At 69.8% G+C, this 26653-nt stretch carries 24 protein-coding genes; 6 read left to right on the plus strand and 18 right to left on the minus strand.

The genetic code is table 11. The features are described 5' to 3' along the window. Positions 1-38: 38 nt before the first annotated feature. The 9 genes from J8403_RS13395 to eccB all read right to left on the minus strand — a co-directional run bounded on the left by J8403_RS13395 (position 39) and on the right by eccB (position 8570). Positions 39-413, minus strand: coding sequence for a WXG100 family type VII secretion target (locus J8403_RS13395; protein WP_093465071.1), 375 nt, complete (start codon positions 411-413; stop codon positions 39-41). A 125-nt stretch (positions 414-538) separates the two neighbouring features. Further along, positions 539-1786 (minus strand): S8 family serine peptidase, encoded by a 1248-nt coding sequence (locus J8403_RS13400; protein WP_211123398.1) that lies wholly within the window; start codon positions 1784-1786, stop codon positions 539-541. Between the two features lie 41 nt (positions 1787-1827). Then, positions 1828-3381 (minus strand): WXG100 family type VII secretion target, encoded by a 1554-nt coding sequence (locus tag J8403_RS13405; protein WP_211123399.1) that lies wholly within the window; start codon positions 3379-3381, stop codon positions 1828-1830. A gap of 14 nt (positions 3382-3395) precedes the next feature. Further along, positions 3396-3857 carry a hypothetical protein gene (locus J8403_RS13410; RefSeq protein WP_211123400.1) on the minus strand — a complete coding sequence of 154 codons (462 nt, stop codon included), beginning with the start codon at positions 3855-3857 and terminating at the stop codon, positions 3396-3398. 345 nt (positions 3858-4202) lie between these two features. Then, positions 4203-4955, minus strand: a complete 753-nt coding sequence (locus tag J8403_RS43595; RefSeq protein WP_246585828.1) for a hypothetical protein — start codon at positions 4953-4955, stop codon at positions 4203-4205. Continuing rightward, entirely contained in the window at positions 4952-5125 is a 174-nt protein-coding gene (locus J8403_RS43600; protein WP_246585829.1) for a hypothetical protein, read from the minus strand. The genes J8403_RS43595 and J8403_RS43600 overlap by 4 nt, the downstream gene beginning before the upstream one ends. Before the next feature lie 31 nt (positions 5126-5156). Further along, entirely contained in the window at positions 5157-5621 is a 465-nt protein-coding gene (locus J8403_RS13420; protein WP_211123401.1) for a hypothetical protein, read from the minus strand. Positions 5622-5702: 81 nt separating this feature from the next. After that, the gene (gene mycP, locus J8403_RS13425) at positions 5703-6986 is read right to left on the minus strand and encodes a type VII secretion-associated serine protease mycosin (protein WP_211123402.1); all 1284 of its coding nucleotides are present in this window, start codon (positions 6984-6986) and stop codon (positions 5703-5705) included. A 21-nt stretch (positions 6987-7007) separates the two neighbouring features. Next, entirely contained in the window at positions 7008-8570 is a 1563-nt protein-coding gene (gene eccB, locus J8403_RS13430) for a type VII secretion protein EccB (protein ID WP_211123403.1), read from the minus strand. Positions 8571-8754: 184 nt separating this feature from the next. Between eccB and eccE the strand changes: the two genes are divergently transcribed. From eccE to J8403_RS13445, 3 genes are all read left to right on the plus strand, one after another. Then, positions 8755-10098, plus strand: a complete 1344-nt coding sequence (gene eccE, locus J8403_RS13435) for a type VII secretion protein EccE (RefSeq protein WP_246585830.1) — start codon at positions 8755-8757, stop codon at positions 10096-10098. Then, a complete protein-coding gene (locus J8403_RS13440; RefSeq protein WP_211123405.1) occupies positions 10098-10904 on the plus strand; it encodes a hypothetical protein in 807 nt (268 codons plus the stop codon). Before eccE ends, J8403_RS13440 begins: the two co-directional genes overlap by 1 nt. Positions 10905-10999: 95 nt before the next feature. Then, positions 11000-11230, plus strand: coding sequence for a DUF397 domain-containing protein (locus J8403_RS13445; protein ID WP_093465055.1), 231 nt, complete (start codon positions 11000-11002; stop codon positions 11228-11230). A 70-nt stretch (positions 11231-11300) separates the two neighbouring features. Here the strand turns inward: J8403_RS13445 and J8403_RS13450 are convergent, their stop codons facing one another. Beyond that, a complete protein-coding gene (locus J8403_RS13450; RefSeq protein ID WP_246585831.1) occupies positions 11301-12851 on the minus strand; it encodes an outer membrane protein assembly factor BamB family protein in 1551 nt (516 codons plus the stop codon). A 678-nt stretch (positions 12852-13529) separates the two neighbouring features. On the opposite strand from J8403_RS13450, the gene J8403_RS13455 reads away from it, so the two are divergent. Further along, positions 13530-16847, plus strand: coding sequence for an SCO5717 family growth-regulating ATPase (locus J8403_RS13455; protein ID WP_211123407.1), 3318 nt, complete (start codon positions 13530-13532; stop codon positions 16845-16847). A gap of 132 nt (positions 16848-16979) precedes the next feature. On the opposite strand, the gene J8403_RS13460 is transcribed toward J8403_RS13455, so the two are convergent. The 8 genes from J8403_RS13460 to rimP form a co-directional block, all read right to left on the minus strand. After that, positions 16980-17936, minus strand: coding sequence for a bifunctional riboflavin kinase/FAD synthetase (locus tag J8403_RS13460; RefSeq protein ID WP_211123408.1), 957 nt, complete (start codon positions 17934-17936; stop codon positions 16980-16982). Between the two features lie 229 nt (positions 17937-18165). Next, positions 18166-19125 (minus strand): tRNA pseudouridine(55) synthase TruB, encoded by a 960-nt coding sequence (truB, locus tag J8403_RS13465; RefSeq protein ID WP_211123409.1) that lies wholly within the window; start codon positions 19123-19125, stop codon positions 18166-18168. Next, positions 19122-19616: a 30S ribosome-binding factor RbfA gene (gene rbfA / locus J8403_RS13470; RefSeq protein WP_211123410.1), complete on the minus strand. Its 495-nt coding sequence runs from the start codon at positions 19614-19616 to the stop codon at positions 19122-19124. Before rbfA ends, truB begins: the two co-directional genes overlap by 4 nt. Positions 19617-19685: 69 nt before the next feature. Continuing rightward, complete coding sequence (locus tag J8403_RS13475; RefSeq protein WP_014055274.1) at positions 19686-19982, minus strand: DUF503 domain-containing protein; 297 nt, start codon at positions 19980-19982, stop codon at positions 19686-19688. A gap of 124 nt (positions 19983-20106) precedes the next feature. Continuing rightward, positions 20107-23235: a translation initiation factor IF-2 gene (gene infB / locus J8403_RS13480; RefSeq protein ID WP_211123411.1), complete on the minus strand. Its 3129-nt coding sequence runs from the start codon at positions 23233-23235 to the stop codon at positions 20107-20109. A 158-nt stretch (positions 23236-23393) separates the two neighbouring features. Then, a complete protein-coding gene (locus J8403_RS13485; protein WP_078644074.1) occupies positions 23394-23681 on the minus strand; it encodes a YlxR family protein in 288 nt (95 codons plus the stop codon). A gap of 97 nt (positions 23682-23778) precedes the next feature. Beyond that, the gene (nusA, locus tag J8403_RS13490) at positions 23779-24771 is read right to left on the minus strand and encodes a transcription termination factor NusA (protein WP_211123412.1); all 993 of its coding nucleotides are present in this window, start codon (positions 24769-24771) and stop codon (positions 23779-23781) included. 2 nt (positions 24772-24773) lie between these two features. Further along, positions 24774-25298, minus strand: coding sequence for a ribosome maturation factor RimP (gene rimP, locus J8403_RS13495; RefSeq protein ID WP_211123413.1), 525 nt, complete (start codon positions 25296-25298; stop codon positions 24774-24776). A 185-nt stretch (positions 25299-25483) separates the two neighbouring features. Between rimP and J8403_RS13500 the strand changes: the two genes are divergently transcribed. Beyond that, entirely contained in the window at positions 25484-26095 is a 612-nt protein-coding gene (locus J8403_RS13500) for a hypothetical protein (protein ID WP_343245293.1), read from the plus strand. 33 nt (positions 26096-26128) lie between these two features. After that, positions 26129-26632, plus strand: coding sequence for a ferritin-like domain-containing protein (locus tag J8403_RS13505; RefSeq protein WP_211123414.1), 504 nt, complete (start codon positions 26129-26131; stop codon positions 26630-26632). The last annotated feature ends 21 nt before the right edge of the window (positions 26633-26653 follow it).

Genomic DNA, 26653 nt, shown 5'->3' on the forward strand with positions numbered 1-26653 from the left:
CATTTCTGCCTCAGGGCCTTGATGACGCCCTTGAGCGACTAGAACTGATCGACCTTGCTGTGGGCCAGGCCATCCGCACCACTGCCGAGGTGCCCGCCGGCCGCGCTGCCATTGACGTCAACGCTGCGGAGCTGGGATGCGATCTCACTGTCGTTGGCACCACCCGAACGGTGCGTGAGCTGCACCGCTTCGTGGATGTTGACGATCAGCTGACGCAGAGCCTCGTGGTCCTCATTGAGGCTCATCTGCGCCCTCCTGAACGCGCTTCCGCCCTGACCAGTCCACGCCGCCTCCACCGTGTCGATGGCGTTGATCAGCGTGCGCAGGTTCTGCGAGAGGTCCTCGCTGACGCGGCCGAGGTCGCCCTCGAACTTCTTGAAATGTGCGTCGCTAATCCGCTGCGAGCCCGACATCTTTCCACCTTCCCCCATGATGTGTTGGTGAGCCGAGCTGGGGATTCTTCGTCAGCTCACCACTCTGTGGAGTTTCCTACCTGACATGGCAGGAAGCGTATAGCTGTAGTTGGTGCTGGTGCTGCTTACGGCCTGGCCATCGTTCCACCGCGGCGTCGCACGACGGTGAAGGCGACCGCGGCCCCGGCGACCACGACAACGCCCGCGCCCAAGGCGACCCAGAGCGTCGTATTACCGCCGCCGTCGCTCGCCTTGGCCTCCGCTGCGGGCTTCTCAGCGGCTTGCTGGTCCGATGCGGGGGGCTGTGAGGCGCCCCCTGCGGCCTTAGACGCCGATTCGGAGGGCTTTGGTTTCGTAGCTCCCTCACGAGCGAGCAACGGATTGGTGTTGGCCGGCCCCGGATCACCTTCGCCATCGAGAAGCACCTTGCGAGGACGGACCGAGCCATACCCGAGGTAACTGCTCGGGACGTCACCGGTCTTGGGCTTCGCAGCGGTCTGCATCATGACGCGGAGGACCTGGTTGTTGGTCCACTTGGGGTGCTTGGACCAGATCAGGGCGGCGGAGGCGGAGGTGATGGCGGTGGCTTGGCTGGTGCCATGTGAAGTGCAGACATTACTCCCGCAGCGAATGGGGATTTCGTCCCCAATGGCTACCAGTCCTACTTGATCGCCATGCGTAGAGAACTCAGCCACCTTCCCCGCGCGATTGATGGCACCCACACCTACGACACCAGAAAGTGAAGACGGATACTCGGGGTAGTTGTCTTTATTCCCACTGTTCCCCGCGGCAGCGAATATCAAGGCACCTTTGTTGATCGCGTATTTTACGGCGGCCCGAGCCTTGGTGAAGTACATTGAACTCGTGCCGCCTGTCCCGAGAGAGATATTCAGGACTCGAGAACCGTGGTCAACCGCATACCTGATGGCCCTGGAAATCAGCGGGTCGGCGGCATCCGTCCTGCCATCGACAATGGCTTTGATGGGAAGGATCTTGGATTCCGGCGCCAATCCCTGGATGCCACCGTCGCTCCCTGTCCCTGCGATGAGAGCGGCCATATTAGTTCCATGTCCGTTCTCATCCTTATTCACATCTGTTGGTGAGTTAGAGGCGTCTGTGCCGGGCAGCACTTGCCCTCGTAGCTCGGGCAACGATGCCTTAACACCCGTGTCGATCACGGCGACAGTGACCCCCTTACCCTTACTCACCTTCCACATGTCGTCGGCCTGCATGTCCTTCAGGTACCACTGCTGAGAGCTTATGTCTTGTGCGGCTGCCGCAGGCGCGATACCACCCAGCGTCATGAGCCCGGCCCCGAGTGTTGCCAGAGCCGACAGGGAACGTCCTCGCGCTCCGTACTTCTGGAATGGCATAGGTGAGTGCTCTCCTCGGCATTGCACAGGGATCTGTCGATCTAATCGATGACCGGCGGGACTGTGTCACGCCGTCCACCGGACCAGCTCTCTTCGTCTTCCTGAAGGTAATCGGGCCTGGAGCCGGAGGCGTCCGAGCCGTTCTGACCTGCCCTGCCAGACCGCGGCATCAGCTCAGGTTCCTCCTGGTTGCCCCGCACAAGCCCTGATCCCCCGGGGGTGAAATCCAACTGCGATCCGCGCGCAGAACGCGTACCGCTGACGGGGCCTCCCGATTCCGACGAAAGCCGTCGGCTCTGGCCGCCATTGCTCCCAGGCGCGTGCGTTCCACCCTCGGCGGACGCACCGCCTGCGCTCAGAGGACCACGCCTTGGAGGGAGACCGTGTTCGTCTCCGATGACCGTCCCCCGCGGTAAACGCTGCCCATTCGCGTTGTTCGGCCCTCGTGGACTGTCCACCGTCCCGCCCGGCTCCGAGGCGAGCCGTCGGCCCGGCCCGGCGTTCGCCGACGGGGGCGTTCCTTTCCCGAAACCGTGCGTGGCGGGTCCCATCGGCCCGCGCTTCACCAGCCCTTGTTCTTCTCCGATGACCCTGCCCCGGGGAATCCGCGGAGCGTTGGTTTGCCCCGGTGGACGAGCCTGGGTCCCCCCGTGAATGCCGTCCGGCAAGCCGACCCGAGGAATGCCCGTCGGCCGGGGCTGCTTCACGGCGCCTTGGTAAGGGCCAAGTGGCTCTCGCACAGGGTTACCCCTGCCCGGCATAGGCGGCGGGGCACTTGGCAGCAGCGGCCTGGGCACGTTTGGCCCTACGGGATTAACGCGTTGCTCGGGCGCATCTTGCGGCGGCGCCACAGGAAGCCTTCCTTGGTCGATGACGTCCGGTGTGGGCGGCGTCATCGTGGAGTCAATGCTGGTCCTGGCATCCGGCACAGTATTCGGCACGACGTCCACATCCGGGTCACCGTGTTCTGTGGGAATGGCCCCTGGCTGATGCGCAGTGACAGCGTCCGGACTCCCACCGAGATGAGTAGCAGCGGATACCGGCGTACCTCCCTCGGATTGAGTCGTCCCTGAGGAGTTGGAGGCAGGCGGGCTGTAGTGCGGGGCGAGCCCGGGCGGCAAGGGCGGAAAGTTCGGCTCCTCGAGAGCCTTGATCTCCGTGTACGCCGTCTCATAGTACGAGTCCAGCTTGTCCATTTGCTGGAGCGCTTCCAGGTGGTGCTTGTCCGCGACCGCTTTCTCCGCGTCGCTCTTGTGCTTCTTGTCATCAGCCGCCGTCGGGGCCGGCATCGCTGCCTTGACCTCGGTCAGGCCCTGGCCCGCAGTGGACATGTGTACACCGACGAGCAAGGTGTAGTCGGCCATCTTGTGGGTCTGCTTGGCCACCTCGCGACCCCAGGTCCGGAATGCATCGGCGCCCTCGCCTTCCCAGTGCACCCGCTCCGCGTGGGCCTTCAGCTCGTCCGCGATGGCGTTGATGTCGTCGAAGGCAGCCATCAGCGCGGCACCGACGTCGGTCAGCTGACCCGGCTGCGCGGACGCGACCATGTTGTAGAGCTCGTCGTGCGACCGATTCTCGAACTTCCCCCCGGCCATCTACCTTCTCCCCCTCACAGCGCGTCGCCCCCGACCTCTTTGCCACCGTGCTTCTCCGTCTGACCAGCGTGCTTCTCGGTGGGCTCGCGGTAGTACTTCTGCGTATGTGCCTGGATCTCCCGCATGCGACGAGCTTGTTCGGCGTCCATGCCGTCGTAGCCGCGCTCGGCGACGATCGCCAAGAGGCCCATGGCCTCAATCTGGTCGCCGAAGGACTTGCACAGGGTCTCGAGCCGCGCATGGACCTTCTCGTAGAGGTTGGCCAGGTCATCAGAAGAGGTGAACCCGGAGCCCGAACCGTACGCGTCCCGCGTGATGGACTGTTGCGAGATCGTCTTGCGCGATGCCGGGGACTTCTCCAGGTCGGTCAGGACCTTGTCCAGGCGCGTCTTGAACTTGGCAAGCGTCTCGGCTTCCTTGACCAGCTTCTTGCCGAACGGCGTCTGTGGCTCAGACCCCGGCTCTATGGGCCTCACGCTGTCCCTCCCCGTATGACACCAACGATGTCCTAAGCCACTCTATCCGTCAGGCTTGGACGCCCCAACTGCCCCGTAGCTGTGGGACGTCGACGGTTCAGTAACGGTCCCCTCCCCCAAACGACACATACGAGGCACACGTCACATCCGGTGACACTATCGACTTCACCACAGACGCACATGAGTACGCATACCTATTTCCCGGGACGACTGCCCGGCGTCCGCTTGGGCGGCCAGCCCCCGGAACGCGCTTGCCACAGCGTGGCAGCGGGGCGCGGTACGGCCGTCGATGGCGCGAGGCGGACAGGCACACCGGGATCGGCATGTGCCCCCACCCACCGCCCACTACTGGTCGTTGGGCTCGTATGCCTTATCGACGTAGCAGGGCGATGCCAGCGAGATCGAGATGCTGTCGCGCATCTTCTTCTCCCACTTCGATGGGTTCGGGTAGGTGGAAGGAAGACTCAGCTCGATCGTCACTGTGTGGTGCTCCTTCTTGTCCTCCACCTCAAGTCGAAGCTGACGTGCCTTGGAGTTGGCCTCTCCATAGCGATAGACCTTCCAGCCATGCTTCGGAAGCTCACGATGAAGCCTGTCCATGGCTTCCTTCAGAGCATCCGCGGACGGCCGCACCACCGACCACCAATGGTTCACACGGTAGCCATGATCAACGTCCTTGCAGGGGCTGGCGTGCGGGGCAGCCGGGGAAACGTCGCTTCGCAGTTCAGAGAGGTCGAGGATCTTGCTGGATTGTTGCCTGACCAAGTCCTTTGCATTTTCTAGGCTCATGCGCTGAGGCGTGTCCAGACCATCGTCGTCTTTTGTCACCGTTGAGCATCCTGTCGCGGCGATGAGGGCAGACATGGCGAGGCCGACACGCCAGACTTGAGCGATGCGATTGGCGATCGCCACCGCACCGCCGAAGTTCGGATTGGGGTGGATGTTCGCCGCCTGGCGCTCCAGGGCGTCGGCGGCGTCATTCGCGTCGCCGGTGGGGTCGATCGGCTGGTTGGTCGGCTTGCCCTTCGCGCTGCCCTGGACCGTGCCGCCCTCCGGTACTTTGCCGTCGACCTTGTCGCCGGCCGCCGGGTAGCTCACCGAGCCATCGGAGCCCACCGTGAACTGCTCCGCTCGGCGTCCTCCACAGCGGCATCGAGCTTGTCCTTGGCTGCCCGCAGTTCGTAGGCCAGGGAGTTGAGGGCAGTGGTGATGAGAGCGCACTCGACCTGGGTGTAGTGGAAATTGGTCGCCAGCTTCCGGAGCTGCATCACGGCGGCGTCAACGGCCTCGCCTTCGACTTCACCGGCCCCGGCTGTCGCCGCCGACGGGCTTCGTGTCCTTGTACAGGACGTCCAGCCCGTCGAATGCGCACTTGGTGGCCTCATCGTTCTTGTACTGGTGATCCCCGGCCCTTTCCAGCCGGTCCTGGATCGCGCCGCACTTCCCGCTTACGCCCTTCAGGTAGCGCTTCCAGGAGCGGTAGAGCTCCCGCTGGGCCGCCGCGCTCTGGATTCCGCCACCGGAGTCGCTGCCCGCGCCCAGGCCGGTCTGTTCCTCCTCCAGCTTCGTGAGCGCCGTGGTGATGTCCCCCCGAAGCTTGCCGACACCCCGACCGGCTGTGCTCCAGGCCCTCTTGCTGGACTTCAAGTTCCCGGAGCCGCCCTGCTCCCAGGCCGTCTTGTCGTCGGCGCTCGCGAGGCTCATCCCGGTGTCACCGGACGCCTCGCGCTTCATCTGCGCCCATTCCGCGTCGAACGTCGACATACGCTCCCCCGCCTTACATGATCCACAGCGACGTCAAACAGCTCAGTGTAGGAGAATGATCAGTCGCCGCCATGAGTACTCCTACTCAGCTGCTCCGGAGCGACGGCGCCTCCGTTCGTTGAGCACCGCTGCCAGGCCCGCGATGCCCGCCACCACGACGGCCGCGGCTCCCACGGAGTACGTCGCGAGGCGTTCCCTTCGCTCCTCGGGGGTCTCGCCCAGGGGCATGGGGGCGGGGTCGGGAGCGGCGACATCGTGGGCGGCGCCCTTGTCGAGGGTGACGTGGTCGATGCGGGTTTCGTCCTCGGTGAGGGCACGGACGGGGTCGACGACGCCCCAGCCGATGAAGCGGTCGTGGTCGTTGACGGCTCGCTCGGCGGTCTGCTCGATCTGGGCGACCACCTCGTCCTGCTTCCAGTCCGGGTGCTTGGCGCGGATCAGGGCGGCGACGCCGGCGACGTAGGGCGCGGAGAAGCTGGTGCCGTTGTCCACGCATTGGCCGCCCTTGGGGACGGTGGAGACCATTTCGACGCCGGGGGCGGCGACATCGACGAAGTCGCCGGACTGGGAGAAGGCGGCGCGCTCGTTGTTGCGGTCCGAGGCGCCGACGGCGAGGACGCCGTCGTAAGCGGCCGGGTAGGTCTTCTTGACCTTGCCGTCGAGACCGTCGTTTCCGGCGGAGGCGACCACGACGACGTCCGCTTGCAGCGCTTTCTCAACGGACTGCTGCAGATTGCTGTTCGCCTGGAGCGGCTTGACGGTGTCCTGGGAGATATTGATGATGCGGGCTCCCGCGTCGACCGCCCAGTCGATGGCCGTGGCCATGGTGTCGGTGGTGCCGGAGCCCTTTTCGTCGTTCTGCCGGATCGGGATGATCTCGGCTTTCGGTGCGATACCGACGAACCCCGTGCCCGAGTGCGGGCGGGCGGCGATGATGCCGGCGACCTTGGTGCCGTGGCCGACCGCGTCGTCCGTCCCGTCGCCCTTCTTCCCCTTGGACAGGCCCTTCTTGCCGGCCCTGCGGACCTCTTTGCCGCTCTTGGCGTCGACAGCGTCCTTGAGCTGGGGATTGGTGTTGTCGACACCGGTGTCGATGACGGCGACCTTCACCGGACGGCCCTTTGGGTCCAGCCCCTTGGTGTCGTGCCACAGCTGGTCGAGCATGACGCGCTGAAGGGACCAGGGGGTGCCCTTGATCTGTTTGGCGGGGTAGCTGCATTCGCCACTGCCCGCGAGGGAGAGATTCGGCGCCGCGGAGGGCGGTATCGAACCGGCCGCCGCGGAGGGCGATGCTCCGGCTGCCGCGGTCAGCGCCGTGAGGGCCGTCGCCGCCGACAGGGCGAAGGGCTTGATGATGCGCCGCATGTGTTTCGGCTTCCTCATGTCCTATGAACCCTGGGGCTGCTTGGCACTGTTGGCGTCCAGACGCGGACCGGTGGGCAGGAATTCGGACCAGTCCGCGGGCACGGGAGTCGGGTTGACGTCCTGGTATCCGAGGCTGCGCTGGGCCTTGTTGACGTCCTGCTGGGTCTCAGCGGCCTTGTCCTTGCCGGAGCCGTCGTCGCCGATTTTCGATGCGCCGGCACCGCTGTCGTTGTTGGACTGGACCGAGTAGCGAAGGCCGGTGTCGGTCACCAGGAAGACGGGTCCGTTCTTGATCTGGCGACCGCTCACCTGGCGGTAGAGCACTCCCGAGCCCGGAGTCACATAGGCGCTGGTGGCACCGTCCGGGATGGTGGCCGGGAAATCCTTGCCGGCCCAGGTCGTCACCTCCGCGCCGCGCTTGGCGGTCACTCCGTCCATGACGCTGCAGCTGGTGTCCCGGGCTCCGCTGCCCAGTGCGGGATCGACGGAGTTGGCCTGGTTCGGGATTTCACTGGGCCAGTGGTACTTGCCGTAGAACTCCGTCTCCGTGTCCGGGGTGAATGACGGGGCCGCCACTCGCTTGGCCGAGCTCGCCTCGTTGATCGAGGTCTTGCTTCTGAGCAGGAGCTTGGCGACGAACTCCGAGACGCGTTGGACCTTGCCCTGCAGCACCACGTACTTCTGGGTGCCGGCTCCGGTGGGCGCTTCGAGCACCATGCCGACCCGGTTCGCCTCACCGAGGCTCGACACCCCGGCGTCATCGCCGATCCGGCCGGGAACCTGCGGAAAGTCGATCGGTGCCCCGTCCCTGAAGGTGGCCAGCCAGTCCCTGGTGACGTGCTGCGGCCGGGCCCCGTCGTGAAAGATCGAACGCAGCAGGAGATTGCTGTCCTCGGCGGACTTCGACTTCCAGTCCGGGCCGCCGATCAAATACTTGACGCCCCGCGGGTCGACGAGATAGCGGGCACCGTCCTGGCCCTGCACATAGAGGGCCTGGCCACCGTGGAGCGCCTGGGATCCCCGCATCTTCTTCAGCTTCGGGTCCCGTTCGGAAAAGAGGAAGACGGCCTTCTGGGTGGTCTTCCCATTGCCGCCCGGCTGTTCGCAGACCGCCCACGTCATGCGCTTCTTGGCCTCGTCCGCACTGGGGATGCGGTCCGGCGCGTACGGAATACCGATCGTGGGGCCACGCGGGATGTGGCCGTCGTCGAGCTCCGACTCCTTCACCTTGATGATGCTGGACTTATCGGGGTCGAGGAGGAGCTTGGCGGAGGCGAGGTTCAGCACGGGGTGGAGTTGCGGCTTGCCGTCGGTCTTCAGGATGACGTACCGAGTGGTGGAGTCACTGCCGACGATCACATGCGATTCCGGCGTATCCCACCCCTTGGGGGCGACGGGCTTGAACATGCCCCAGGCGCCGAAGCCGGCGAGAATCAGGGCTCCGACGACGACTCCGGGAAGGACCGCGCGCAGCGGACGCGGCGCGCCCTCCTCGGTGCCACTCGGCGTGGGCTGCAAGAACGCGGCGACTGTCCGCTTCTTCGCATAGATATAGGCGTTGAGTTCATCCCGCCGTGATGCCATTTTTAGCCGCTTCTCCCCGCTTTTCGGCCTCGGTAGTCAGGTAGCCTGCCGTCGGTCCTGGTGTCGTACCGACCCTCTACTATGCCGGTAGTGAACTGGCTCATGCCGCCCGGGGACACTCACCGGCGGGCGGTCGTCGACCGGGCCGTTCGGGCCGGTTTCAGATTTGAGGGGGCTGACGGGGATGGCTGCCGCAACGCGCGCACGTACCGCGAGGAGCGCGTCCGGCCGAAGAGCACCGAGCGGACCCCGGCCGCCCGCGCCCGCTGACGCTCCCCCGGCAGCGGCCCCCGTCGCTTCCGCCACCCCACGCACGACGTCCCGGCCCGGCAGCATCGGCCCCCTGCGGCTGCAGCAATTCGTGCTGGTCGAGGTGGCCGCGGCGATCGTGCTGGCCGCAGGGGTCGTCAACAAGCTCTTGCTGGTGCCCGCCGGAGTCGTGGGCGTCGTCCTGGTTCTGCTGGCCGTGGTCACGCGTCATCAGCAGCCGATTCCGGAATGGCTGGGCACCGCGCTCGCGCTGCGCAGGCGCCAGCGGCAGGCGGCGAAGCCGATCGACGCGGGCGCCGACCCGGTGTTCGCGCCCGCCCTGGAGTGCGAACCGGCCCTGCGCACCTATACGTTCACCGATCGTGAGCGACGCATGGTCGGCCTGGTGGGCGACGGCACCTTCCTGACCGCCATCCTGCAGGTGGACGCGACGGACTCGCCGCTGCGCCCTCACCGTATGCAGCGTCCGCTTCCGCTTTCGCTGCTGCGTGACGCCATGGACGTCGACGGAATCGTCCTGGAGTCCGTGCAGGTGGTGCAGCATGCGCTGTCGGCGCCCGCACCCCATCTGTCGGGGCAGACGGTGCCCGTGCGCAACTACGGGCCGCTTCAGGAGCAGACGGGCGCGCCCGCGGTCCGTCTGACGTGGGTGGCGTTGAAGTTCAACCCTGAGCTCTGTCCGGAGGCCGTCGCGGCCAGGGGCGGAGGCATCGAGGGTGCGCAGCGTTGTGTGCTGCGGGCCGCGGATCAGCTGGCGAGCAGGCTGCAGGGGGCCGGTTTCGGCGTGACGCTCCTGACGGAGGAAGGCGTGACAGCGGCGATCGCCACCGCCGCGAGCGTCAACCCGCGAGCGACGGCGCAGGCCCGGCAGACCAACACGCTCAGCCGGCGCACGGTGGAGAGCACACGAGCCTGGCGCTGCGACGACCGGTGGCACACCACCTACTGGGTGAGCCGGTGGCCGCAGTTGGGGCCGGGCGCCACGCCCCTTCCCCAACTGGCCGCGCTGCTGACCTCGCTGCCCGCGCTCGCGACCACGTTCAGCCTCACCTTGCGGCGGGGCGGGACGCAGGGCGGTCGGCCCGCCCCCACGGTGAGCGGGTATGTGCGGATCACGGGTCATAGCGCGGACGACCTGGTCGGGATGCGGCGGGAGCTCCAGCGCACCGCCCGTGGAGTCCGGGTGGGGCTCGCACGGCTGGACCGCGAGCAGGTACCCGGCGTACTCGCCACTCTGCCCCTGGGAGGGACCCGCTGATGGCCATGCCCACGACCGTCTCAGGCGGCCCTTCTTACGCCCCGGCCTCCACAGCTGGCCCCGTGCCCGGTCAGGGGGATGAGCCGGGAACTCCCGCCCCCCGCAGGCTGCGACGGGGTTTCGGGCTGATCGGACCGCGGCGCCAAGGGCATGAACTCCCCCCGGAGCAGTTCGACGCGCTGGCGTTGCCGATCGGCGACGACGGGGTGGTGATCGGCGTCGGCGCGCGCGATCAACCCGCCGTACTGGGCCTGCACCGTCCCACGCCCTTCAATGTCGTCCTGGTCGGCGGGCTGTGGACAGCACAGGTGATCGGATTGCGAGCGGTCGCCACGGGCGCGCGGGTCACCGTGGAGACCGGCCGTCAGCAGATGTGGGCGTCATTGGCGCAGGCCGCGAACGGCGGGTACCAGAGCATGACGCTCCACGACGTGGGACGGGTGCCGCCACAAGGGCCGTCGATCGGCAGCCCCGTCCTGGTGATCCGTGACGCGGGCATGCGACCGCCGCGCGGGCGGGTTTCCTCGGCGCCGTGGCAGTCGGTGCTGACGCTTCTGCCCTATATGAGCCCGGTCGCGCCCCGGCTCATGGAGAACGCGGACCTGGTGGGCGTCCAGCGGGTGTCCCCCGAGGAGGCCGTCCAGGTCGGGAGGATCATGGGGCTGCCGTCCATGGACGTCGAGTCACTGTCCACGCTGCCCGACGGGGTCACTCTTTGGTGTGACCGTCAAACACGGCTCTATGTGGCGACACATCCGACGGACGTCGAGTCGGGCCTGTTGGGCGGGGCTCGCCGCATGGACTGACGGTGTTCGATTGCCGCCGCGCACACCGTGGATGAGACTGTCAGCCAAGCACCAGGCGGGCTAGTTTCCGCGGTACCCGAAGGGATTCTCCACCGATGGCCGACGCCAAAGAGAAGGAAGAGCTGTACGCCCTCGACATCTCCGATGTCGAGTGGCTGAGCGCACCTGGCAGCACCTCCGAGGACCGGGTGGAGATCGCCTACCTGCCGAATGGGGCGGTGGCCATGCGGAATTCCACCGACCCCGAGACCGTGCTGCGCTACACGGAGGCCGAATGGCGTGCCTTCGTCCTGGGCGCGCGGGACGGCGAATTCGATCTGACCTGAGCAGCGCGGGCGCGGGGGCGGGCACCGGCCGGTGTCCGCCCCCGCGGTCGTTCCGCCGCTCGGCCGCCGCTCAGGGCCCGAAGGCCAGGAGGAGTTTTTCGGGGGTGGTGTCGTTGCCGATGACGCGGTTGGTGGCGATGTAGAAGTTGCCGTTGCGGTAGGTGTGGGTGGCGGAGTAGAAGTCGCGCTCGGTGCTTTGGGTGGCCTGGGGCAGGCGGAGCAGGGTTTTCGGCTTGCCGCCGTCGGGGGCTATGCGGACGATCTGGCCGGGCTCGCTGTACGAGGGCTTTTCGTAGGCGATGAGGGCCTTGCCGTCCATGTTCAGCGGGAGCAGGAGTCGTTCGGCCACCTTGACGGCCCATTTGCGCTTGCCGGTGTCGAGGTCGAAGGCGTGGATCTCGCTCGTCGAGCCGGTGCCCTGGTCCTGGGTCATCTCGGTCGGCAGGTAGAAGGTGTCGGCGGAGACGGCGACGCCCTCGCAGTTGCCCATGTTCGTGCCGAAGATGTCCGTGCCGCACTCCGGCTGGTAGGAGTGGTTGCCCAGCGCGAGGGTCGAGCGTTCCTTGCCGTTGTCCGAGATGGCCAGGATGCCGCCGGACTGTCGGTTCTGGTCGGTGAGGGCCACCACGGCCGGGCTGCTGGAGAAGATGTTGTTGACCTTGTAGCCCTTACGGACGCTGTAGGTCCACTTGATCGAGCCGCGGGGAGTGAGTTGTTGGAGCTTCGCGGTGCCATTGGTGCACGAGTAGGCGCGCAGCAGGACCTTGCCGCCCGCGTAACCGTCAATGGAGCAGCCCGCACTCGGCTTTTCGGACGAGACTTCCTTGCCGTCGCTGACCTTGATGACCGCGGAGCCGCCGAACCAGGCCATGCCGACCAGGTCGCCGCTCTGTGCCATGCCCACGCTGGTGTAGCCGCTGCCCAGGGAGCCGGCCTCGGGGGCGTGGTGGTCCCAGAGCTTGACGCCCTTGTTCAGGTCGATCAGGGCGAGTTGGCTGCACGAGTCCTTTCCATGGCCCTCATAGGCGACCACGACCTTGCCCTCGGTCGTGGAGTGGGGAGCGGCGCAGACCGCCTTGGGGAGCGAGAGGGTCCACTTGCTGCCTCCCTCGTCCTTGTACGCGACGATCTTGTTCTCGACCGCCTTGACCACATAGCCCTTCATCGCCCAGAAGCCGGGCACTTCCAGGTTCTTCTTGCTGAGCTCTGGCGCGGGCGTCTGGTAGAGGACCTTCGCCTCGCCCGCCCGGCGCTGGTCGTTGGGATCGCTTTCGCCGCTGCCGCGGCCGCCGGTGTCGTCGCCGTCGTCGGTCCGCCCGGGCGTCGGGTCCTGTGTCCGCGGCCGGTCCGGGGTGGTGGTCGTGGGGCCGGCGGTGGGCTTCTTACCGTCGTCATCGCCGCCCACCGCGGCGTACACCCCGCCACCCGCCGCGAGCAGTACTGCCACCGCCGCGCCGACGACGAGGGCTTTGCGCCTACGGCCCGGGCCGCCGCCGCTGGGCGGATGCACGCCGTACGGCCGGCCGGGCGGTGGGGAGTGCGGGCCGCCGTACCCCGGCTGACTCGCGTACGGGCTCTGGGCATACGGGTTCGCGGGGTCCGGGCCGGGGGGACCGGGCACGCCGGGCGGCGGTGGAGGCGGGCTCGACGGCAGGACGCCGGTGTCCCATATCTGGGGCGGGGTGTGGCCCGTCGACGGAGCCGACGGGGGTCTCGGGGGCGCGGCGGGCTGCGCAGGGGGCACAGGAGGTTTTCGCACCGGAGGTCTCCGCGGCGAGCCGAAGCCGCCCTGGCCGGGCTCCTGGGGCGCCTGAGGCCGCTGGGGCTCCTCGGGCTCCGGGGGCGGGCCGAAGCCGCCGGAGGGCGGCTGGTTGGGGGGCTGGGGCGGCTGCGACATCTGCGCCTACCTCTCACGCGAGTCCACCGACCGGTCGGCCTCCCTCCCCGCGATCCGGCCGGCGGCACCGGCCGGAAAGGGGCGACGTGGTCGCAGGTCCCACTGTGCAACGGCATTCGAGCGGGGATTCTTTGTACCACCGGACGCTTGGACTTCCCCCCGTGGTTGCCGGGTAAGCACCGCCGTAAGGCACGGTGAGGTCTCGGAGTGCCTTGAGTGCGCGGACGGGCCTGCCCTCGTGGCGCTCATGGTGATTAGTCTTGGGGTACCCGGTGGAGAACCTGTTCAGGGATCCCCGGCGACACAAAAGGGGAAAGCCGAACGGTCGGACGACAGTAGCGATCGGCAACAGATCGGCCTCGCCAAGATTTTCAAGGGTGTTCGACCACACCAGGAGGCATTGTGAGCAGCGATCGGGACGAGATCCGCACGGGCGGAAACACACCCGGCGATGATCGGTCCGACGCGGAGACCGAGCACACGGGCGAGTTCACCATCGACTACACCCCGCCCGCCTGGTACACGCAGAACGCTTCGTCGTCGTCCTCGCCGGCCTCCACGGCCCCCGCGTCGACCGGCGGTTCCGGGGGAATCGGGACGGGCACCGGTGCGGGAGCGCCGAGCCCGCCGCCTCCGCCGCCCACGGGTCATCCTGTGTCCGTGCCGGGAGCTCCGGAGCCGAGTGGCTTTCCGGGTGCTTGGCCGCCGCCGCCCGCGCCGCCCTCCGCCGATGTCGCACCGGACGCCTCCGGCGAGGAGGTCCCCGCGCGGCGGGAGGACGCGGCCCGGTCCGAAGCGGAGGCGGAAGGGGCGGACGCGGGCAGCCGCATGCCGCCTTTGCCCGACTCCGCGCCGGATTGGGGCAGTGCGCCCGCGGCTGACGCCGTGACGGGTGGTGCCGCGTCGGACAACCCCGAGTCCGAACCCGAGCACCGAGCATCTTCCGCCGAGACTTCCGAGGTCGAGGCGGAGTCCTCTGCGGCGACTTCCGCTCCGGCTTCCTTCGCCGCTTCCGCTCGCATCGACGACGACTTCAACCTGGCGCCCGCCGCGGCCCCTCGGGACGACGTCCCCGAGTCCGAGCCCGCGCCCGAGTCCGGCTCCTCCGAGCCCGCGGCCGGCTCCGATGAGAGCGACAGCGGCGATGTGGTCAGCCACTCCACCGTGCGGTTCTCCACCGCCGCGCTGCGGCGCGAGGTGGCCGAGAGGCGGAGTGAGGACTCCGAGAACATCGAGGACGCCGAGGCTGGTGCCGGTTCCGCTTCCGGTGCTGGTTCTTCCTCCGGTTCTGGGGCTGGTTCTGGTTTCGCGTCCGGTTCCGGTTCCGGGTCCGGTGACGATTCCGGCTTCGCGGACGCGGACGACCGTACCGACGACAATGTGCGCAGCGAGGGCACGCTGCGCTTCTCCACGGCCGAGTTGCGGCGGGAGATGGAGGAGCTGAGGCAGGCGACCGCCGAGCCTCAGGACGCGATCCCCGAGGACGCCGTGCCGCCGAGCGCGCCCTCCTCCGAGCAGCCCGCAGCCGGCTGGGCTCCGCCGCCCGTTCCGCAGTCGGGGCTGCCGCCCCTGCCACCGGACTTCCAGCCCGCCGCACCCGAGGACGCCGTACCGGCTCCGGGTCCCGCTCCGGTTCCGGAGCAGCGGACGGATGGGCCGGCCGCCCCGGGCCCCGGCGTGCCGCTCCCGCCCCAGGACACCTCCTGGGCGCCTCCTCCGCCCCCGGCGCAGGGTCAGCCCGGTCAGCCCGGTCCCGCGGCGCCCGGGCCCGGGCCGCAGCAGGGTGGATACGGCTATCCGCGTCCCGGCGAGGGCGCTCCCGGTGCGGTGCCCGGCCAGCCCGGTCCGGCCCCGCTGCCGGATCAGGGCCAGGGGGCACAGCCCCCGGCGGCCAACGTGCCCGGCCCGCAGGGCGGTTATCAGCAGCCCGGCCCGGCCGTGCCGGGTCCCGGTCCGCAGGGCCCCCCGGCTCCGCAGGGGCCCCACTACGGCTATCCGCAGGCCGGCGCCCAGCCCGCGCCCGGCCCGGGCGGTCAGGTACAGGGACAGGGCCAGGGGCCGATGCCCGTCCCGGGCGGGTACGGCTTCCCGCAGCCGCCCGCCCCGGACCAGCAGGGCCCGTACCACCAGCAGCCCCACCATCAGCCCTACCCCACGCCCCAGCCGGGACAGGCCGAGCACCCCGGGCAGAAGATGTACCCGGGCCAGCCCGCACCGTACGCGCCGGCCGATCCCGCCCAGGGCCAGCAATTCCCGGGGCAGCAGGGTCCGGGCGTACCGGGGGCGCAGGGCGGCTACGGCTTCCCGCGGCCCGGTGACGGCGTTCCCGGGCCCGGGCCGCAGCAGGGGCAGCCGCACGACGGCTACGGCTATCCGCGCCCCGACGCGCACGCCGCCCCCGCGCCCCCGGCCGCCCCGGCCGATCCCCGTACCGGCGGCTGGCCGACCGTGACGCCCGACCAGCGGCGCCAGGCCGGAGGCGCGGGGGCGCCGCTCGGGTACACCGCCGCGGTCGAGCTCTCCTCGGACCGGCTGATCAAGGGCAAGCAGAAGCCGAAGAAGAACACCCCCGGCCCCTCCCGCTTCAAGCTCGGCGGGAAGAAGGAGGAGGCGGAGCGGCAGCGCAAGCTGGAGCTGATCCGCACGCCGGTGCTCTCCTGCTACCGCATCGCGGTGATCAGCCTCAAGGGCGGTGTCGGCAAGACCACGACGACCACCGCGCTCGGCTCGACCCTGGCCATCGAGCGCCAGGACAAGGTCATCGCCATCGACGCCAACCCGGACGCGGGCACCCTCGGCCGACGGGTGCGGCGCGAGACCGGTGCGACCATTCGCGACCTGGTCACCGCGATCCCGTATCTCAACAGCTACATGGACATCCGGCGGTTCACCTCACAGGCGCCGTCGGGGCTGGAGATCCTCGCCAACGACGTGGACCCGGCGGTCTCGACGACGTTCAACGACGACGACTACCGCAGCGTCATCGACGTCCTGGGCAAGCAGTACCCGATCATCCTCACCGACTCGGGCACGGGTCTGCTCTACAGCGCCATGCGCGGCGTCCTCGACCTCGCCGACCAGCTCATCATCATCTCCACGCCCTCCGTGGACGGTGCGAGCAGCGCCAGCACCACCCTCGACTGGCTGTCCGCGCACGGCTACGCGGATCTGGTCTCGCGGAGCATCACCGTGATCTCCGGAGTCCGGGAGACCGGAAAGATGATCAAGGTCGAGGACATCGTGTCCCACTTCGAGACCCGCTGCCGCGGGGTGATCGTCGTGCCGTTCGACGAGCATCTGTCGGCGGGCGCCGAGGTGGACCTGGACATGATGCGGCCCAAGACCCGTGAGGCGTACTTCAACCTCTCGGCCATGGTCGCGGAGGACTTCACCCGCGCCCAGCAGGAGCAGGGGCTGTGGACGGGTGACGGCGCGGCCCAGCCGCCGCAGGTGGCCCCGCCGATGCCCGGCCAGGCCCAGCAGCCCTACCCCGGCCAGCAGCCCTATCCGGGCGCCTACGCGCCTCAGCAGGGCCAGCAGCCGCAGTACCCCGGATACCCGCAGCAAGGCGGCCAGCAAGGCGGTCAGCAGGGCTGGCAGCAGTCCTACGGGCAGGGGCAGCAGCCGCAGCCCGGCCAGCCGTGGCAGCAGATCCAGCCGGGGCAGCCCGGGCAGCCGGAGCAGCCCTGGCAGCAGCAGCCCCCCGGGCCGCAGCAGTAGCGGGCGGAAGCGATGCGCCCCGTGGGCCCGGATCACCGGGCCCACGGGGCGCATCCACGTTCACCGCACGGCCTACCTCACGGGCGCACCAGCACGCCGTACACGGCAGCTCACGGCGCACCGCACACCGCCTCAGCGGCTGCCGCCGTGCTCCTCGACGAGTTCACGGGCCCGCTTCACATCGACCGCCATGCGCTCCAGCAGCGCCTCGATCGAGTCGAACTTCTCCTGGCCCCGCAGATAGGCCAGGAAGTCGACCTCGACATGGAGTCCGTACAGATCCAGTCCGACCCGGTCGATCGCATACGCCTCGACGGTCCGCTCGGTCCCGTCGAACTGCGGATTGGTGCCGACCGAGATCGCCGCGGGCATCGCCTCGCCCTGCGCCGTCAGCCAGCCTGCGTAGACGCCGTCGGCCGGGATCGCGGTGTGCGGCGGGGTCTCCAGGTTGGCGGTCGGGAAGCCCAGCTCACGGCCGCGCTGCGCACCGCGCACCACCACGCCCTCGACCCGGTGCGGTCGGCCGAGGACCTCCATCGCGCCCGCGACATCGCCCTCGGCGACCAGTCGGCGCACCAGGGTGGAGGAGAACGGCTCGCCGCCGCCCGCCGCACCGTGCTCGTACAGCTCGATGACCTCGACCTCGTAGTCGTAGGTGGTGCCGAGCTCGCGCAGGAAGGCGACGTTCCCGGCGGCCTTGTGGCCGAAGCGGAAGTTGGGGCCCTCCACCACGACCCGTGCGTGCAACTTGTCGACCAGCACCTTCGCGACGAAGTCGGCCGGGGTGAGCCGGGAGAACTCCGTGGTGAACGGCAGGACCAGGACCGCGTCCACGCCCAGCCCGGCCATCAGCTCCGCGCGCCGCTGATGCGTGGCCAGCAGCGGCGGATGGCTGCCGGGCCGCACGACCTCGCTCGGATGGGGGTCGAAGGTGACCACGACGGCCGGTACGCCCAGCTCACGCGCCCGTGCCACGGCACGGCCGATGATCAGCTGGTGCCCTCGGTGCACCCCGTCGTAGGAACCGATGGTGACGACGCTGCGCCCCCAGTCCTCAGGGATGTCCTCCAAGCCACGCCAGCGCTGCACTTTGCCCGCTCCTCGCCCGAACCTTTGTCTGTCGACTTCGCAGGTCTAAGACTGCCATGTCCCGGTCGCCCGCCTCGCATCGGTGGTCTCCACGAGCGCCCGGACCGGCCGGAAAGCCACCGTAGGCGGCCGGTCCGGGCGCTCGCAACGCAGCACGGAGTCAGCCACGACACACCGCGGCGCCCTGGCGACGGCGCGGCCCGACGGCCTCGTACGGGCCCCGACGGCCTCATACGAAGACGGCCAGGCTCTTCGCCTTGCCCTTCGACTCCTCCACGAGGGCCAGAAAGCGCCCCTCCGGCCCGAAGACCGCGACCGGTCCAGGACCCCTCCCTGAACCCGACCCCGACCCCGTCCCCGGCCCCAGCGCCCCCTCCCCCGAGGGCATGTCGATCCGTACGCCGTTGCCCAGCAGCCGGGCCTGGTGGTCGTCCACGTCCCAGCGCGGGAAGGCGGCGGCCGCCGCCTCGGCGATGGGCATGATCTCCAGCGACTCCTCCAGGCTCTCCAGCGTCCTGGCCGCCTCCAGCCCGTACAGACCGACCCGGGTCCGCCGCAGGGCCGTCAGATGGCCGCCGACGCCGAGTCCGGCGCCCAGGTCGCGCGCCAGCGCCCGGATGTAGGTGCCGGAGGAGCACACCACCGTGACGTCCAGGTCGAGGACGGTGGTGCCGTCCTCCGCCTTGGCCTCGCGGCGGTCGTGGAGGACGAACGAGGAGACGGTCACCGGCCGCGCCGGGATCGCGAACTCCTCGCCCTCCCGCGCCCGTGCGTAGGAGCGCTTGCCGTCGATCTTGATGGCGCTGACCTTCGAGGGGACCTGCTGGATGTCCCCGGTCAGCTCCTCGATTCCGGCCTCGACGGCGGCCGGGTCGACCCCGGGGGCGCCGTCCGATGCGGTGATCTCGCCCTCCGCGTCATCGGTGACCGTGGCCTGGCCGAGCCGGATGGTGGCCCGGTACTCCTTCTCGGTCAGCGCCAGATGGCCCAGCAGCCGGGTCGCCTTCTCCACGCCGATCACGAGCACGCCCGTGGCCATCGGGTCCAGCGTTCCGGCGTGGCCGACCCGCCGGGTGCCGGCGAAGCGGCGCATCTTGGCGACGACGTCGTGCGAGGTGAAACCGGCCGGCTTGTCGACGATCACCAGGCCGTCCGGTGCCCCGGAACCGGCCCTGCCCTTGCGCGTCATGCGTCCGGTGAATCCTTGCCGTCGGTACCGGGCTCCTGGCCGTCCGTGCCGGGCTCCTCGTCGTCCTCGTCCTCGCCCGGCTTGCGGTACGGATCGGCGTCGCCGGCGTAGCTGGCGCCCGAGGACGCCTCGCGCACCTGGGCGTCCGCCTCCCTGGCCTTGGCGAGGAGGTCGTCGATGGTGCGGGCGTTCTCCGGCAGGGCGTCCGGGACGAACGTCAGGGTCGGGGTGAAGCGCACCCCCGTCTGGCGTCCGACCTCCGACCGCAGCACACCCTTGGCGCTCTCCAGGGCCGCGGCGGAGGCCGCCCGCTCCTCGTCGTCGCCGAAGACCGTGTAGAAGACGGTCGCCTCCCGCAGATCACCGGTGATCCGGGTGTCGGTGATGGTCACATAGCCCAGCCGCGGGTCCTTGATCCGCCGCTGCAGAGTCTCCGCGACCACGACCCGGATGCGGTCCGCCAGCTTGCGTGCCCGCGCGGTGTCGCTCATGCGTCTTCTTCTCTCTTCTTCGCGTCAGTCATCGATGGCCGGGGCGGTCTGCCACCGCCGATCCGGCCCTCATTCATCATCGCCACCGTGGAACCGCCGTCGCACCGACAACAGCTCCACCTCCGGCCGCGCCGCCACCAGCCGCTCGCAGCGGTCGAGCACGTCCGTGAGATGGCCCGCGTCCCCGGAGACCATCGCCAGGGCGATCTGGGCCCTGCGGTAGAGGTCCTGGTCCCCGACCTCCGCCACGCTCACCGCGAATTTGCGGTGCAGCTCGGCGACGATCGGGCGGACGACGGAGCGCTTCTCCTTCAACGACCGTACGTCGCCGAGAAGCAGGTCAAAGGACAACGTCCCTACATACATGCGGTCCGGGTCAAGCCACCCGTGGGGCCTTTGTGAATGCGGGCTTCTGGCACCGTACACGCAAGGGCCGGGGCCGATCGACGGAAATTCCTCCGCCGACCGGCCCCGGTGGGACAGCCGCTTGTCAGCCGCGCGGCTTCTCGCGCATCTCGTACGTCGCGATGACGTCGTCGATCTTGATGTCGTTGTAGCTGCCGAGGTTGATACCGCCCTCGAAGCCTTCCCGAATCTCGGTGACGTCGTCCTTGAAGCGCCGCAGACCCTCGATGTTGAGGTTCTCCGCGATGACCTTGCCGTCGCGGACCAGGCGGGCCTTGGTGTTCCGCTTGACCTCGCCGGAGCGGATGAGCACACCGGCGATGTTGCCCAGCTTGGACGAGCGGAAGATCTCGCGGATCTCCGCCGTACCGAGCTCGACCTCTTCGTACTCCGGCTTGAGCATGCCCTTCAGGGCCGCCTCGATCTCCTCGATCACCTGGTAGATGACCGAGTAGTACCGGACGTCCACGCCCTCGCGCTCGGCCATCTGCGTGGCACGCCCGTCGGCGCGCACGTTGAAGCCGATGACGATGGCGTCGGAGCCGGTCGCCAGGTCGATGTCGGTCTCGGTGACCGCACCCACACCGCGGTGCAGGACGCGCAGGTCGACCTCTTCGCCGACGTCGAGCTGGAGCAGCGAGGACTCGAGGGCCTCCACCGAACCGGACGCGTCGCCCTTGATGATGAGGTTGAGCTGCTGGACCTGACCGGCCTTGAGCACCTTGTCCAGGTCCTCCAGGGAGACCCGGCGGGTGCGCTTGGCGAACGCCGCGTTCCGCTCGCGGGCGGCACGCTTCTCGGCGATCTGGCGGGCGGTGCGGTCCTCGTCGACGACGAGGAAGTTGTCGCCCGCGCCGGGCACGTTGGTCAGACCGAGGACCAGGACCGGGGTCGCCGGGCCGGCCTCCTCCAGCGCGTTCCCGTTGTCGTCGAGCATCGCCCGGACACGGCCGTAGGCGTCGCCCGCGACCATCGTGTCGCCGACCCGCAGGGTGCCGCGCTGGACCAGCACGGTGGCCACGGCGCCGCGGCCGCGGTCCAGGTGCGCCTCGATCGCGATGCCCTGCGCGTCCTGCTCCGCGTTGGCGCGCAGGTCGAGCGAGGCGTCCGCGGTCAGGACGACGGCCTCCAGCAGGTTGTCGATGTGCAGCCCCTGCTTGGCGGAGATGTCGACGAACATGGTGTCGCCGCCGTACTCCTCGGCCACCAGGCCGTACTCGGTCAGCTGACCGCGCACCTTGGTCGGGTCCGCGCCCTCGACGTCGATCTTGTTGACCGCGACCACGATCGGCACATCGGCCGCCTTGGCGTGGTTCAGCGCCTCGATCGTCTGGGGCATCACACCGTCGTTGGCCGCCACCACGAGGATCGCGATGTCGGTCGACTTGGCACCACGGGCACGCATGGCGGTGAACGCCTCGTGACCCGGGGTGTCGATGAAGGTGATCCTGCGCTCTTCGTCGTTGACCTCGGTCGAGACCTGGTAGGCACCGATGTGCTGGGTGATGCCGCCGGCCTCGCCCGCGATGACGTTGGTCTTGCGGATCGCGTCCAGCAGTCGCGTCTTACCGTGGTCGACGTGACCCATGACGGTCACCACCGGCGGACGCGCGACGAGCATCTCCTCGCCGCCCTCGTTCTCGCCGAACTCGATGTCGAAGGACTCGAGAAGCTCGCGGTCCTCCTCCTCCGGGCTGACGATCTCGACGTTGTAGTTCATCTCGTCGGCGAGGAGCTGCAGCGTCTCGTCGGAGACGGACTGCGTCGCGGTGACCATCTCGCCCAGGTTGAACATCACCTGGACCAGGGACGCCGGGTTGGCGTTGATCTTCTCCGCGAAGTCGGTGAGCGAGGCACCCCGCGACAGCCGGACCGTCTGGCCGTTGCCGCGCGGCAGCATCACACCGCCGATGGACGGGGCCTGCATGGCCTCGTACTCCTGGCGCCTCTGCCGCTTCGACTTACGGCCACGACGCGCCGGACCGCCGGGACGGCCGAACGCACCCTGCGTGCCACCACGGCCACCGGGACCGCCGGGACGACCGCCGAAGCCGGGACGGCCACCGCCGCCACCGAAGCCGCCGCCACCGCCGGGACCGCCCGGACGACCGGCGAAACCGCCGCCGCCACCGGGACGACCGCCGCCGCCACCGCCGGGACGACCGGCGAAGCCGCCGCCGCCACCGGGACGACCGCCGCCGGCACCGCCGGGACGACCGCCGCCGCCGGGACCACGACCGCCGCCGCCACCGGGGCCCGGACGCGGGCCGGCAGCCGGACGCTGCGGCATCATGCCCGGGTTCGGGCGAGCGCCGCCGGGGCCCGGACGCGGGCCGCCGCCCTGGGCGCCCTGCGGACGGGGCATCTGTCCCGGAGTGGGACGGGGACCGCCGGGACCGCCCTGGCCACGGCCGGGACCGCCCTGGCCGCCGCCCTGCGGACGCGGGCCGCCGCCGGGCTGGCCGCCGGGGCGCGGGGCGCCGCCGGGACGGGGCGCCTGCGGGCGCGCCATACCGGTGGAGCCACCGGAGGTGAAGGGGTTGTTACCGGGACGGGGACCGGCCGGACGGGGACCGCCCGGACGCGGGCGCTCCTGGCCCGGACGCGGGCCACCACGGCCACCCTGACCGCCCTGGCCCTGGCCACCCTGACCCTGGCCGCCCTGGCCCTGGCCCGGGGCACCCGGACGGGCGCCGGGGCGCGGACCGGGCGTGGCACCCGGCTTGGCGGGCGCGCCCGGCTTGGCCGCGGCGGGCTTGGGGCTCGGGGCCGCCGGCGGCGCGGTGAACTCGGGCTGCGCCGGAGCCGCCGGCGCGGGGCCCGGCTTGGGGCCGCGGGCAGCGGGCGCGGGACGCGGGCCCGGCGTGGGCGCCGCACCCGGAGTGGGCGCCGCACCGGGGGTGCCGCGCTGGCCCTCGGCAGCCGGCTTGGGGCCGGGCGCCGTCGGGGGCTTGGGGGCGGCCGGACGAGCCGCGGCCGCCGGACCGGGGGTCGGCGGCTTGGGCGTCGCCTTGCGCGGCGCCGAAGGCTTACCGGCGGCACGGCCGGAGCCGTTGCCACCCTGGAATGCGTCAGTCAACTTGCGCACAACCGGCGCCTCGATCGTCGAGGACGCCGAACGTACAAATTCACCGAGTTCTTGGAGCTTGGCCATGACGACCTTGCTCTCAACTCCGAACTCCTTGGCGAGTTCGTATACCCGGACCTTAGCCACTTCGCTCCTTTTAGGTCCGGGTTGTCGCCGGACCGTCGCTACTTCATGGGCGTACTCATCGCGTACTCATCGAGTGCTCATCGCAATCTCGACCTACTTCCGACTCGCGAGGTACCTGACCGCACGGTGTCCCGTGCCGTTCTCTTCCAACTACTCACTCAGGGTGTCGCCTGCTCACCCTTCTCGACAAACCGGCGCAGCGCCGTGGTGTCGAGCGCCCCCGGCCCCCTGAAGGCCCGGGAAAAGGCCCGGCGGCGAACCGCCAGGTCAAGGCAGACCCGTGTGGGGTGAACATAAGCACCCCGACCGGGGAGCGTACCGCGCCGGTCGGGGACACAAACACCCTCGACCAGCACGATGCGCAGCAGATCGTTCTTGGCCGCCCGATCCCGGCATCCCACACAGGTTCGCTCAGGGCAGGCACCAGCGCGCGTGCGGCCAGACACTGCTTAAGTCTACCTCCCCATACCGACCTCACCCCTTGGGGGGAGTGATCGAATCGTCACTCGATTTCAGGCCGGATCCCGCGGGATCCGGCCTGAATCAGCCTTGATCACCCGACTGCTCGGTGTCCGGCCGGATGTCGATCCGCCAGCCGGTCAGCCGGGCCGCCAGCCGGGCGTTCTGCCCCTCCTTGCCGATGGCCAGGGACAGCTGGTAGTCGGGCACGGTGACCCGGGCCGAGCGGGCGGCCAGATCGACGACCTCGACCTTGCTCACCCGTGCGGGTGACAGCGCGTTCGCCACCAGCTCGGCGGGGTCGTCCGACCAGTCGACGATGTCGATCTTCTCGCCGTGCAGTTCGGCCATCACGCTGCGCACCCGGCCGCCCATCGGGCCGATGCACGCGCCCTTGGCGTTCAGCCCCGAACGAGTGGACCGGACCGCGATCTTGGTGCGGTGGCCCGCCTCACGGGCGATCGCGGCGATCTCCACCGAACCGTCCGCGATCTCCGGCACCTCGAGTGCGAAGAGCTTCTTGACCAGATTGGGATGCGTACGCGAAAGAGTCACCGACGGACCGCGCACGCCCTTGACGACTCGTACGACGTACGTACGCAGCCGGGTGCCGTGCGCGTAGTCCTCGCCCGGGACCTGCTCCTGCACCGGCAGGATCGCCTCGAGCCGGCCGATGTCCACCAGCACGTTCTTCGGGTCCTTGCCCTGCTGGACGACGCCGGCGACGACATCGCCCTCCCGTCCCGCGTACTCGCCGAAGGTGATCTCCTCCTCGGCGTCCCGCAGCCGCTGCAGGATGACCTGCTTCGCGGTCGTCGCGGCGATCCGGCCGAAGCCGGAGGGGGTGTCGTCGAACTCGCGGGGCTCCTGGCCCTCCGTCAGGTCCTCGGCGTCCTCGCGGGCCCATACGGTCACATGGCCGGTGTCCCGGTTCAGCTCCACCCGGGCGCGGCGACGGCTTCCGTCGGTGCGGTGGTAGGCGATGAGGAGCGCCGATTCGATCGCCTCGACCAGCAGGTCGAAGGAGATCTCCTTCTCTCGCACCAGACCCCGCAGGGCACTCATGTCGATGTCCACGGCTACGCCTCCTCTTTGCTCTCGTCGTCCTCGCCCGCGGCCTTGTCCTCGGGCTTGCGGTTGAACTCGATCTCCACCCGGGCCTTGGAGATCTCCTCGAAGGCAAGCCGTCTGGCGGTGGGCTTGCGCCCCTTCACACCGGGGACCTCCAGATCGAGCCCCTCGTCGTCCACCGAGACGATCCGGGCGACCAGCTCGCCGTCGTCGGTGAGCCGCGCTCGCATGAGGCGGCCGGTGGCGCGGCGGTAGTGGCGCGGCTCGGTCAGGGGGCGCTCGGCGCCGGGAGAGGTGACCTCGAGGACATACGGAACCTGGCCCATCGCGTCCGTGTCGTCGAGGGTCTTGGAGATGTCCCGGCTCAGCTCCGCACACGTGTCCAGCTGGACACCGTCGTCGGAATCCACGACCACTCTCAGCACACGCCGCCGCCCAGCCGGTGTCACCTCGACCTCTTCCAGATCCAGGTCTCGCGCGCTGACGAGCGGTTCCAGCAGTCCGCGCAGCCTCTCGCTCTGGGTCGTGCTCATCCGGGTGACTCCTCGGCCGCGTGTGCTGTTGTGGGAAGGTCGCGTGTCAGGTCAAAGCCTATCTGTTCCGGCGGCGGGCTGACGATTCGGTGGCCGCTGCCGGGCAGACGGGCTCGGCGCGGGTACGCTCGCCTGCTGTGATCACTACCGGCGGCCGGGAGCGGCCGCAGCCCGGAAAGAGGAACGTGTCGATCACGACTCCCCCACCTCCTCCGACACCCGCCTCCGACGCGAGGTCCGCGGCCTTCCCGGCGTCCGCCGAGTCCTCAGCGCGCGACGCCGCGGTGCCCCGGCGGCGGAGTCTGCTGCTGGGCGGCGGAGCGCTGGGGGCGGTCGCGCTGCTGAGCGGCTGTTCCGACGATGCCGAGCCCCGGCGCGACACGGGTGGCGAGGCGGCCGTCGCCCTGCTGCGGGCGCGGGGCGCACGGGACTCCACCGCACTCCTCGCGCGCTACGACGCGACCGTGGACGCCCATCCCGACCTCGCGGAGCGGCTGGCGCCGCTGCGGGAGGAGACGGCCCGGCACGCCGCGGTCTTCACCACCAAGGACCGGTCCGCCTCCCCCTCCGCGACCGCGTCGCGCTCGCCCTCCGCGGGCGGGCAGCGGGTGCCGAAGGTGCCCGAGGACGAGAAACAGGCCCTCTCCGCCCTCGCCCAGGCCGAGCGCCGGACCGCCGACACCCGCACCGCGGCGCTCGCCACCGCGCCGCCCGAGCTGGCCCGGCTGCTGGCCTCCGTCGCGGCCTGCGGCGCCGCCCACGTGTATCTCCTCACGCAGCGCGGCACGGATTCGTGATCACGCTCGGGACCACCGGGAAGGGGTACTGACATGGCCTCTCGAGCAGGCCGATCGGCCGTCGGCGAGCGTGCCGCGGCACTCCGGGCCGCACAGGCGGCGCTCGCCGCCGAACACGCCGCGGTGTACGGCTACGGCGTCGTCGGCGGGCGGATCGGCGACGACCGGCTCGCGGAGGCGCGCGAAGGCTACGCCGCGCACCGCGCGCGCCGGGACGGCCTCACCCGCACCGTGCGCGACCTCGGCGGCAGCCCCGAGGCCGCGGCGCCCGCCTACGCCCTGCCCTTCGCGGTGCCGGACGCGCCCGCCGCGGTGCGGCTCGCGGCCGAGCTGGAGAACCGGGTCGCCGCCGTCTACGCCGACCTCGTCCGGGCCTCGACCGGGTCCCTGCGCCGCCAGGCCGCGGGCGCGCTGCGGGAGGCGGCGGTCCGGGCGGTGCGCTGGCGGGGCGGCGGCGTAGCCTTCCCTGGACTCACCGAACGCGCCGCACCGGCCACTCCGTCGGCGTCGCCCAGCGGTGGCGCGGACGGGGTGTGAGACCGATGGGGTCTGTGAACT

Origin of the sequence: Streptomyces yatensis, assembly GCF_018069625.1 — a bacterium.
Lineage (GTDB): Bacteria > Actinomycetota > Actinomycetes > Streptomycetales > Streptomycetaceae > Streptomyces > Streptomyces yatensis.